Genomic DNA, 10,557 nt, shown 5'->3' with positions numbered 1-10,557 from the left:
CGACGGGGTCGCCACGGAAGAACCACCACACACCTGTGGCGACGACAACGAGAACGACGGCGGTGGCAGCCGCAAGTACCTTCAGCAATTTCGAGTTCATGCGCGCACCATACGAATCGGACCTGTGCGATCTCTGTGTGAACCTGGTGAGCTCGAGGAGCTCACCACCGCACTTCCACGTTCGAACGCTCTCGGCGACTACTGACGGTTGAAGGAGTCGGCGAGATTGTCGACGGCGCCGATCCCGTTGTCGCCGAAGCGAACACGGAAGGTTCCGGTCACCGGCTCAGTTGTTGCTGTATTGGTCATGAGCCGCGGGTCCTCAGCGCTGCACAGTTTCAGCGACGTCGTTCAGCCTTCTGCGACGCGGCCGATCCACATCGAGTGGGTCGGACCGTCCGTCCCCTCGAGTTCGAGAGTCGGCACGACGAAGATCGATCGGTCGACCGCGAATGTGCCGCCACCGAGGCTCCTTGGAAAATCGAAGCGCAGCGCCTGCCATGTCCGGCCGTCGGCGGAAAGCGCGATGTCGGACTCGACATCGCCGAAGAGCCAACCGAACTCGGCGGAACTCATCCCGAACTCGACGAGTCCGTCCGCCGTGCCGGAGGCCATGAGATCAACGGTGTCGATCGTTTCCCATCCGCGGCCGTCGACGCTGGTCCACCACCTGATCTGTCTCGGCAACTGTCCGTCGACACGGAAGTCGATCCGGAGAAGGGTCGTTGAGCCGTCGCTGGCCATCTCCACGTTGTCGATCAGTGATCGAGCCGGGGCTGGGAGGACGAGTTGCGTCCAGGATCGCGCATCGACGCTGGTCCAGAGTTCCCAGGCCTCGGGATCGAGTCCGCCTCCGTCGGTGTCGAACGGCGTCCTGTTCCCCACGCGGGCGATGGCCAGCACGCCACCGTCGATTGGTTCGACACCACCGGTCAGGCCTCCTGGCATACCTCCTGGCGCACCCCAGCCTCCGGGAGGGTCGACGGCCTCGAAGCCGTCTGCGTCGCCGATCAGGATCTCGCGGTAGTCGCCGTTGATCAGCCTCGCGAGCAACGCCGCCGGGTCGACTCCCGAGATGGCTCCGACCGTGGTGACCAGCTCGTTGTTCTCCGCGTCGCGGAACTCGAACCGGCCCGGTTCACCGTCGACGAACGTAGCTGACAGGACCGCGACGTCTTCATCGCGCGTCATGTCAACGATGCGGATCGACTGGGGGTCGCCCACCCACACTGCTCGCACGTCGGAGCCGTTGAACAGCTCGCGCCAGGGCATCTCCAATTCCGTGGTGACCGGGACCACCAACTCCTCACCGAGCACCACTGGCGCTCCGACGAAGCGACGAACCGTGCGCAGGCCGTCCAGATCGACGAAGGGCGACTCCGGAAGCATCACCGGTACGAACGTCTCGCCGTCCCAGCGCTCCAGCCCGTCGTTCGTCCGTGCCCACGTCTCGCCCCCGAACTCGAACTCGCCATACACCGACTCGTCGGCGACCCCGTCGCCGCCGAGGTCGACCAACTCCCACTCGATCCCGTTGGACGATCGCCATGTGCGGCCGTCGTAGACCCCGCCGAGGTAGCCGCCGTCGACGCCGATGACGGGTCCCTGCGGTACGTTCGACGCATCGCCCTCGATCAGCGTCCACGTGATGTCTCCCACGACGGATCGCTGTGTCTGCCCCGGGACCGGTCGCTGCAGGCCGGTTGGCTGTTCCGACCCTGGATCAGCGGTTTCAGTCTCCGATTGTTCGGTCGATTCAGGCGGGATGAGCGCGACTGGTGGGCCAGACGTCGGAGTGGGTGGACTGGTCGTGACGGGCACGGCGACGACACCGGTGTCCACCGGTTGCAGCGGGTCCCCGTCCCGTGCTTCGAGAGCGACGAGCCCGACCACACCGGCGATGATGAAGACGATGACGGCGGCGATCAGTAACAGCCGGTGCCTGGAATGTGACCGGACATCGCTGGTGTCCGCGCTCGCCGGGAGTTGCGCGTCGTCGTGGAGTCGGGCGCGCCGCTCGACGTCGGCCCATGGGTGCGGTCGGGGCGCGTTGGATGTGGCGTTTTCCAGCAGGTCGCGGATCTCGTCGGTGTGCGGGTCGGTCATGACAACGCTCCTCGCAGACGTGAGCGGGCTCGCGCGAGTTGGCGTCGAACGGTGCCATCGCGGACGCCGAGGGCGTCGGCGACTTGTGGGACCGACAGATCGTGCCAGTAGGTGAGATAGGTGACTGCGCGCTGTTGCAGGCTCAACTCTTTGAACGCGTCCGATAGCTCGTCGGGGAAACCATCGACGATGATGTCGGCCGTTCGGCGTCCGGCGACCGCGAGTTGCCGCTCACGTTGGCGGCGTCGGGCGTTCTGTCGATGGTGCATACGCGCCCGATTCGCCACAGCACCGAACAAGAACGCCTTTGGGTGGTGAGCGCTCGACCAGGCCCCGTTGGGCTTGCGTAACAGATCAGCGAAGGTATCTGCCACGACATCAGCCGCCGCAGAACGCGGCACGAGGGCGCACGCGTAGCGAACGAGATCCTCGGCGTACTGCTCGTACGCGTTCTCGAGTGATAGCTCGTTCACACCCGTACGTTGCCACCACAGCAACGTCCGGGTGACAGGATTCGAAAGATGCCGTCGGGGACTGTCCTCACGACCGAGCACGGGTGCGAGAGTGCAGACCGAAGCCTGCCGATGCCACCGCAGGTGTTCGCCATGCGCGTCACGCCGAGCGCGCATGGGTGACGAACAGGGTGGTGTTACGGACGGTCGACGTCGGGGTTCCGGCGACGAGATCGTTCACGAACTGAGTGCCGACAGAGATGCCACCCGCATCGCAACGTTCGACCTCACTGGATCTGAGCTTGCCGACGACGTTGCGCTCGTCACCTACCGCAGCTCTCGAGATGGGTGCGAAGCGCGGAGAAGTTCGATGAGGAAAATCACGCAGTCGCTTGAAGCAGAATCTCACGGTCCGAGGCCGCGTCCGCAGCGAACGCACCGCCGCGGCGATGTCATCAGGTTCCAACGGTGGGAGCTCGTCGATGATCTCTTCGACGGTGAGCCCCCCAGCGACCATGTTGACAACCGTGGCAACGGGGATCCGCAACCCGCGCAGACATGGAACGCCACCCATCACGTTGGGATTCACGGTGATCCGGGTGATGTCTCCACGGTACTGGACGGCGACGCGTTCGTCGGGACGACGTGCACCCCCGATACGGCCGGAACATGTTGCCGTAGCGCAGCGGAGCGGCGAGGGCTGACGTTGCCGAGGACTTCGTCGACCCACCGGCATGGGAACGTGTCTGGCCGTGGTGCGACGATTGACGAGTACGAAGACGCGTACGTACGTGGATTCTCCATCAACAACGAAGGAGAACTCCCATGACCACCACCACGACGTCCGGTGAGATCGTTGGCCACATGATGCTGCCGACGCCGACCCGCTTCGCCAGAAAGTGATGCACGCCGTGGCCGGATACCTGGCCGGCTACTCGGGCACCACCCTCGAGGCGTACCGCCTCGATCTGCGCCAATCGATTGGCTGGCTCGACACTGCCGGACTCGACCCGTTCATGGTCGAGCGAGCCCACATCGAGCTCTACTCACGCTGGTGCGAATCGCAGGGCACAGCCCACTCCACTATCGGCAGACAGCTGTCGACGGTCTGCGGGTTCTACCGATATTGCTCCCAAGAACGCATCATCGACCGCGGACCCCGGCGTGTCCGGTGCGCGTTGTGAGCGATCCGCGGCTCTGTTGGCTCCAGCAACCGACCCCGAGCCGACGACACCCCGAGCACCGGACCGGCTCGAGCCACTCTCGCCCGCCGAGCGGGTGGTCGCCGAACTCGTGGCCGAGGGTCTCACGAACCGAGAGATCGGTACCTCGCTCTTCGTGTCGCTGCAGTTGAACTGCTGTACTGGCGATATGCGTGGGCGAGTGAAAGGTCGGACATCGGTGGTGTCCGAGGCGTCGAAGTCATGACGGTCGCTTCCGCCCGGGAGAAACGGGGCCCGTCCCGACACATCGGGGCGCTGCACTGGATGCCTCGGTACGACCGTTCATGGTTGTCCTCCGACATCCTGGCCGGGCTGGCGGCGGGCGCTGTCGTGCTTCCCCAGGCGATGGCGTACGCCACGATCGCCGACCTTCCCCCCGAGGTCGGGCTCTACACGTGCATGGTGCCGATGCTCGTGTACGCCCTGCTCGGCGGCTCGCGAACACTCTCGGTCAGCACCACCTCGACCGTGGCCGTTCTGTCGGGCTCGACCCTATTGGCAGCGGGCGTGGCGGCCGATGGCACCGACCCGGCTCGGGACCTGGCCACGCTCACGATCCTGGTCGGCGTGATCCTGCTCGGAGGCCGACTGCTGCGGCTCGGTTCGTTGATCGACAACATCTCCGACGCAACGCTGATCGGCATCAAGTTCGGTGTCGGGCTGACCGTCGCCGCAGGCCAGTTGCCGAAGCTGTTCGGCGTCACCGGCGATCCGTCTGCCACCGCCTTCTTCGGTGAGGTTGCTGGACTCGTGGACGACCTCGGTGACCTGAACTGGCCGACGGTCTGGCTGTCGGTGGCATCCCTCGCGATCCTCCTGGGCCTCGGTCGCGTCGTGCCGCGGGTTCCAGCGCCGTTGGTCGTGGCGGCGTTCGGCATCATCCTCGTGCAGTTCTGGTCGATCGACGACGACGGCGTCGCGCTGATCACGGCCATCCCGTCCGGGCTTCCGCTTCCGGTCCTCCCCGAGCTCGATCGCGCTGGGTCCCTCCTGGCCGGGGCGTTCGCGATCGCGATCATGTGCTTTCTCGAGACCGCATCAGCGGCCGGGGCGGTCCGTCGGTCCGACGAGCCCACCATCGACAACGACCAGGAGTTGGTCGCGAACGGCATGTCGTGTCTCATCGGCGGGTTCTTCCGGGGAATGCCATCCGCCGGCGGGTTCTCCCAGACAGCGATCAACCAGGGTGCGGGCGCCAAGTCCCAACTGAGCGAGATCGTCACGGTCTCGTTGGCGATCGCATGCGCTCTGTTCCTCGGCGGCGTCCTGAGTGACCTCCCCGAAGCAACTCTCGGCTGCATGGTGGTCGTCGCCGTCGTCGGACTGATCAAACCGGCTGAACTGCTGCGGTTGTGGCGGATCGATCGACTGTCGTTCTGGATTGCGATTCTCACGGCGGTGGCCGGATTGATCTTCGGTCTGCTCGAGGCTGTGCTCGTCGGCGTCGTCGTCACGCTGTTCCTGGTGCTCTACGAGATCAACCAGATCGGCGTCGAGGAGCTGCAGCTGTCGGGCGACGGTGACGACCTCCACGTCGCCGGCGACTCGACGCAACGCATTTCCGGTCTCCTCATTCTCCGCGTCGGAGGACCGGTGTACACGGCCAACGTGCACAAGGTGAAACGTCACGTCCTGGCCGCGGTCGAGGGCTCCCGACCGCGCGTCGTCGTCATCGACGCGTCCTCGACGGTCACGACATCCGCGACCGTCATCGACCAACTCGGTGAGTTGGACAACCAGGTCGCCGAACTCGGGGCAACGATCTGGTTGGCGGCACTGCCGAGTCGTTCGCTCGAGACCGTTCGGCGACTCCCCGTCTGGCAGCGCTGGGACGACGAACATCGCCTGCATCCGACAGCACTGTCGGCCGCACGCCACTACAAGCGATCGACCTGAGCGACCACTCGGCGATGGCCCGTGCGCGCGACGACTGACCATTTGTACATTGACGGCAAGGCTCCCGCCGACACCATCGGCGCGGTCGTTCGCCGAGACCGTCCAGATGGCGGGCCCGGTTGGTGCCGCTCGCTCCACGGCGGGACCCAGGTCGGACCTAGGTACACGTGACGTCGGGAGCGGGCGGCTCCAACCAGATCAGATACTGATGGACGACATCGTCGATGCAGTTGTTCGTCTGGCCGTATGCGAGATGGCGATTCGCCTCGACCGTGACGAGGACCCCCTCCTCGAGGGCATCGGCCATCGCCGCGCTGCTCGCGAGCGGGGTACTGGGATCACCGGTCGTCCCGATCACCACGATCGGGCCGGCGCGCACGCCGGTGATCTCGGCGCGTGGGTCGGCGGACGGTGGGAAGAAGTCGCACGTGTAGGTCCCGGTCGTCGACGGGAACACCCGGGGGGCCACGCCGATCAGCTCCTCGGCGCGAGCGTCGGCCTCCTCCACCGTCAGGCGCTCGGGTTCGTCGGCGCAGGTGATCGCGAGGAACGACTCGAGCAGGTTGCCGTACGACCCGTCCAGCGGATCGCGCCGATTGTAGCTGTCGTACAGCGCGAGCAGCCCTGCGCCGTCTCCGGCCGCGGCATCGGCGAGCGAACGTTCGAGGGCGGGCCACCGGCGGTCGCTGTACATCGCCTGGATCACGCCACCCGCGGCGATCTCCTGGTTGACCAGTGGTCGACCGTCGGCTCCGGGAATCGGGTTCTCGTCGAGGTCCTGCATGAGTCGGTCGTATGCGCCTTCGGCATCGCCGTCGTTGTGGAACGCGCACGACGGCGTGGCACTGCACTCGGCGAGGAACGTGTTGAACGCACTCTCGAAACCCAGCTGTTGCTGCTTCGCCGGCTCGGTCCCATTCGAGTCCGGGTGCGCCGCACCGTCGAGCACCGCAGCGCGGACGGTGTCGGGGAACAACGACGCCCAGACCGCGCCGAGTTCGCTGCCATAGCTGAAGCCGAGATAGCTCGCCTGGGTCTCGCCGAGCGCCTGGCGGATCGCGTCCATGTCGCGCGCTGAGTTGTTGGTGCCGATGTGGGTGATCGTGTCGCCGACGCTGTCGACGCACCCGTCCGCGAAATCACTCGACAATTCGACGAGTTCCTCACGTTCGGCCTCGTCGTCCGGCGTGATGTCGCTCGAACCGAAGTACCGGTCGTACTCGTCATCGGCGATGCAGTCGACCGAACCTCCGCTGACACCCGTCCCGCGTGGGTCCCACGAGACGATGTCGAAGTACTCGAGCAGCGGATCTCGGAAGTATGCGCCCGCGTTGAGCGGCACCGAACTGGACGCCACGCCGGGGCCGCCGGCGTTGGTGAACAACACTCCGACCCGGTCATCGGACGTCGAAGGACGGCGGGTGACCCAGAGCTTGAGCGAGTCCCCGCGGGGGTCGTCGTAGTCGACCGGCACCGTCAACCAGCCCCCTTCGACACCTCCGCCGAGGTCCTCGAAGACGATTGAGTAGTCGGCTGCCGGAGCGGTCGTCGTCGACGGCTCGGTGGCGGTGACGTCGGTCACCGCCGTCGTATCGGAGGTTTCGACGGCGCCTGCATTCTCGTCGCCCGCCCCGGTCGGGGTGAACACATCGGTCGGGCTGTCGGTTGCGACCGGGGGAACGGTCTGGCGCGTCACCGGAGCCGGGCCGGAATTTCCGCTCGACCCCGAACATGCCGCGAGGATGAGAGCTGTCGCGACGACGGCAGAGCGGGTCAGATGCACGACGACAGCGTACGAGGTGACCATCCTGCCGACCCGTCGCCCATGACCGATCCACGATGCCGATCGGCGCGGGGATCGCCGACCCGACCTAGCGTGGGAACCATGCGGATGGGTCCACATCACATGATGCCCGGCGACTCGGATTCCGTGAAGGACCGACACCTCGCCGAGGGCACGGCCAAACGGGTCTGGTCGTTCGCGCGTCCCTATCGCACCACGATCATCATCTTCCTGGTCGCGATCCTGGTTGCGGCGTTGCTCGCGCTCGTTCCGCCGTTCGTGGTCCGGGCCATCATCGACAACGCGATTCCGGACAGCGACCGGGGCGCCATCTACGTGCTGGCGACGATCGCGGTGTTCGCGGCGCTCGCCGATGCCGGGCTCGCAATTCTCCAACGATGGTGCTCGGCACGCGTCGGGGAGGGCCTGATCTACGACCTCCGCAGCGCGCTGTTCGCCAAGGTGCAGCGCCTCCCGATCGCGTTCTTCACCCGCACACCGACGGGATCGATCACGTCGCGCCTCAACACCGATGTGATCGGCGCACAGACAGCCGTCACCAGCACCCTCGGGAGCATCGTGAGCAACGTCGTGGTCCTCGTCACCACGCTCGCGGCGATGTTCGCCCTCGAGTGGCGACTGACCCTGCTGACGCTGATCGTGTTGCCGCTCTTCATCGTCCCCGCCCGGCGTGTCGGCAAGCGCCTGCAGAGCATCGCGCGTGAGCAGATGGGCTACAACGCGGCGATGAACACTCAGATGACCGAACGGTTCAACGTGTCGGGTGCGATGCTCGTCAAGCTGTTCGGGTCGGGCCGTCGCGAACGTCAGGCCTTCGAGGGCCGCGCCGCAGGTGTCCGCGACACCGGGATCAGCGCCGCGATGTACGGCCGGGTCTTCTTCGTGGCACTCGGTCTCGTCGGAGCGATCGGCACCGCGGCGATCTACGGCGTCGGCGCGATCATGGTCGTCAACGGCAACATCAGCACGGGCACCCTCGTCGCACTCGCCGCGCTCGTGACCCGCGTGTATCAGCCCCTGACCGGGCTGACGAACGCACGCGTCGACCTGATGACGTCGATGGTGAGCTTCGAGCGGGTGTTCGAGGTCCTCGACGCCCCCGAAGCGATCACCGAGAAGCTCGCCGCCGTCGACCTCGTCGAACCCCGCGGCACGATCGAGTTCGATGACGTCGTGTTCCGGTACCCACCGGCATCGTCCACCGCGATCGCCTCGATGGAGCAGAACGCGGGGCTCGGCGGCGACACCGATCCCGATGTCGACGTGCTGAACGGCCTCTCGTTGTCGGTCGCCCAGGGCGAGACGGTGGCGTTGGTCGGCGCGTCCGGCGCCGGCAAATCGACCACGATCTCGCTCGTGCCGCGCCTGTACGACGTGACGGGCGGGGCGGTACGCATCGACGGGATCGACGTGCGCGACCTCACCCTCGACTCGCTGCGGCGCTCGATCGGCGTCGTGTCCCAGGATCCGCACCTGTTCCACGAATCGATCTCGGACAACCTGCGCTACGCCGACCCCGGCGCGTCGGACGAACAGCTGATCACGGCGGCCCGGTCGGCGCGCATCCACGAGACGATCGCCGCGTTGCCCGATGGGTACTCGACCATCGTCGGCGAACGCGGATACCGGCTGTCGGGCGGCGAGAAGCAGCGCCTTGCGATCGCCCGCCTCCTGTTGAAGGACCCGGCGATCGTGATCCTCGACGAGGCGACCAGCCATCTCGACAACGACAACGAGGCGCACATCCAAGAGGCCTTGGAGCATGCCCTCGAAGGTCGGACCGCGCTCGTGATCGCGCACCGCCTGTCGACGATCCGTTCCGCCGACCGGATCGCGTTCCTCGAGGCCGGAGCGATCGTCGAACTCGGGAGCCACGACGAGTTGGTCGCAGCCGGTGGACGATACGCCCAGCAGTTGGCCGCGGGCGAACTCGTCGCACCGGGCTGAAGCGCGGCAGGCTCCACCGGTCTGCGACCATGGCCACGATGACGAGCGACGCTGTTCCACCGAGTACTCCCGGACCTCTCGACGGTCTCCGGGTGATCGACATGTCGACCGTGCTCGCCGGTCCGAACTGCGCGCGGTACCTGGCCGACTTCGGTGCCGACGTGATCAAGGTCGAGCGACCCGACGGCGACGGCCTCCGCAACATGGCCTGGACCGATCCACGCGACGGCGTGGGCCTGTGGTGGAAGCTGGTCAACCGCAACAAGCGGACCGTCGTACTCGACATCAAGGATCCCGCCGACCGTGCGACGCTGCTCACGCTGGTGGACGATGCCGACGTCCTGGTCGAGAACTCGCGACCCGGAACCCTCGAGCGCCTCGGCCTCGGCCCCGACGTGTTGCTCGCCAGGCGACCGTCGCTCGTGATGACCAGGATCTCCGGATTCGGCCAGACCGGCCCCTACGCGAGTCGTCCCGGATTCGCGACGATCGCGGAGGCGATGTCCGGGTTCGCTGCGCTCAACGGTGAACCCGACGGAGCACCGTTGGTGCCACCGATCGCGCTGACCGACGAGGTCACCGGGTTGGCCGCTGCCTTCGCGACGATGGTCGCACTGCACTCCGGGGTCGGCCAGGTCGTCGATGCGAACCTGCTCGAGACGATGTTCCACCTGATGGGCCCCCTCGCCTCACTGCATGCCGTGACCGGCGAGCAGCAGCCGCGCCTCGGATCGGGTCTTCCCTACACCGTCCCGCGCGGGACGTATCGGTGTGCCGACGGCCGCTGGGTCGCCGTGTCGACCAGCAGCGATTCGGTCGCGGCTCGGGTGCTGGAGCTGATCGGTGTCGGCGACGATCCCCGGTTCGCCACGTTCGCGGGTCGTGCAGGGCATCGCGAGGAACTCGAGTCGACGTTGACCGAATGGTGCGCCGAGCGCAGCAGCGCCGAAGTGCTCGAACGGTTCACGGCGGCGCATGCTGCGATCGGGCCGGTGCTCGACATGGCCGACATCGCCACCGACCCGCACTACCTCGATCGGGGTTCGATCGAGAGCGTCGACGGCACCCCGATGCAGAGCCTGATCGCGCGGCTGTCGGCGACGCCTGGCGCACTGCGCTGGGCCGGTCG

General features: G+C 66.6%; 7 protein-coding genes and 1 pseudogene. 4 read left to right on the top strand and 4 right to left on the bottom strand.

Annotation, left to right across the window (positions count from 1 at the left end):
- Positions 1-351: 351 nt before the first annotated feature.
- The 3 genes and pseudogenes from WBV89_RS10710 to WBV89_RS10700 all read right to left on the bottom strand — a co-directional run bounded on the left by WBV89_RS10710 (position 352) and on the right by WBV89_RS10700 (position 3,132).
- On the bottom strand, positions 352-2,106 hold the full coding sequence (locus tag WBV89_RS10710) for a hypothetical protein (protein ID WP_423981337.1): 1,755 nt from the start codon (positions 2,104-2,106) through the stop codon (positions 352-354).
- Positions 2,103-2,579, bottom strand: coding sequence for an RNA polymerase sigma factor (locus WBV89_RS10705; RefSeq protein WP_423981336.1), 477 nt, complete (start codon positions 2,577-2,579; stop codon positions 2,103-2,105). Before WBV89_RS10705 ends, WBV89_RS10710 begins: the two co-directional genes overlap by 4 nt.
- A gap of 359 nt (positions 2,580-2,938) precedes the next feature.
- Positions 2,939-3,132 (bottom strand): annotated as a pseudogene (locus WBV89_RS10700) (DUF433 domain-containing protein).
- A gap of 328 nt (positions 3,133-3,460) precedes the next feature.
- Between WBV89_RS10700 and WBV89_RS10695 the strand changes: the two are divergent.
- Positions 3,461-3,742, top strand: a complete 282-nt coding sequence (locus WBV89_RS10695) for a site-specific integrase (protein ID WP_423981335.1) — start codon at positions 3,461-3,463, stop codon at positions 3,740-3,742.
- A gap of 327 nt (positions 3,743-4,069) precedes the next feature.
- Positions 4,070-5,677: a SulP family inorganic anion transporter gene (locus WBV89_RS10690; RefSeq protein ID WP_423981334.1), complete on the top strand. Its 1,608-nt coding sequence runs from the start codon at positions 4,070-4,072 to the stop codon at positions 5,675-5,677.
- Positions 5,678-5,834: 157 nt separating this feature from the next.
- Here the strand turns inward: WBV89_RS10690 and WBV89_RS10685 are convergent, their stop codons facing one another.
- On the bottom strand, positions 5,835-7,460 hold the full coding sequence (locus tag WBV89_RS10685; RefSeq protein ID WP_423981333.1) for an alpha/beta hydrolase: 1,626 nt from the start codon (positions 7,458-7,460) through the stop codon (positions 5,835-5,837).
- 102 nt (positions 7,461-7,562) lie between these two features.
- Between WBV89_RS10685 and WBV89_RS10680 the strand changes: the two genes are divergently transcribed.
- Together WBV89_RS10680 and WBV89_RS10675 are read left to right on the top strand one after the other, a co-directional pair.
- Positions 7,563-9,428: an ABC transporter ATP-binding protein gene (locus WBV89_RS10680; protein ID WP_423981332.1), complete on the top strand. Its 1,866-nt coding sequence runs from the start codon at positions 7,563-7,565 to the stop codon at positions 9,426-9,428.
- Between the two features lie 38 nt (positions 9,429-9,466).
- On the top strand, positions 9,467-10,557 hold a 1,091-nt coding region (locus WBV89_RS10675; RefSeq protein WP_423981331.1), incomplete at its 3' end, for a CaiB/BaiF CoA transferase family protein.

This window comes from Ilumatobacter sp. (genome assembly GCF_049588435.1).
In the GTDB taxonomy this organism is placed as follows: domain Bacteria; phylum Actinomycetota; class Acidimicrobiia; order Acidimicrobiales; family Ilumatobacteraceae; genus Ilumatobacter_A.
The sequence above is the reverse complement of the archived record's forward strand: the minus strand, read 5'-3'. Positions and strand labels throughout refer to the sequence as shown.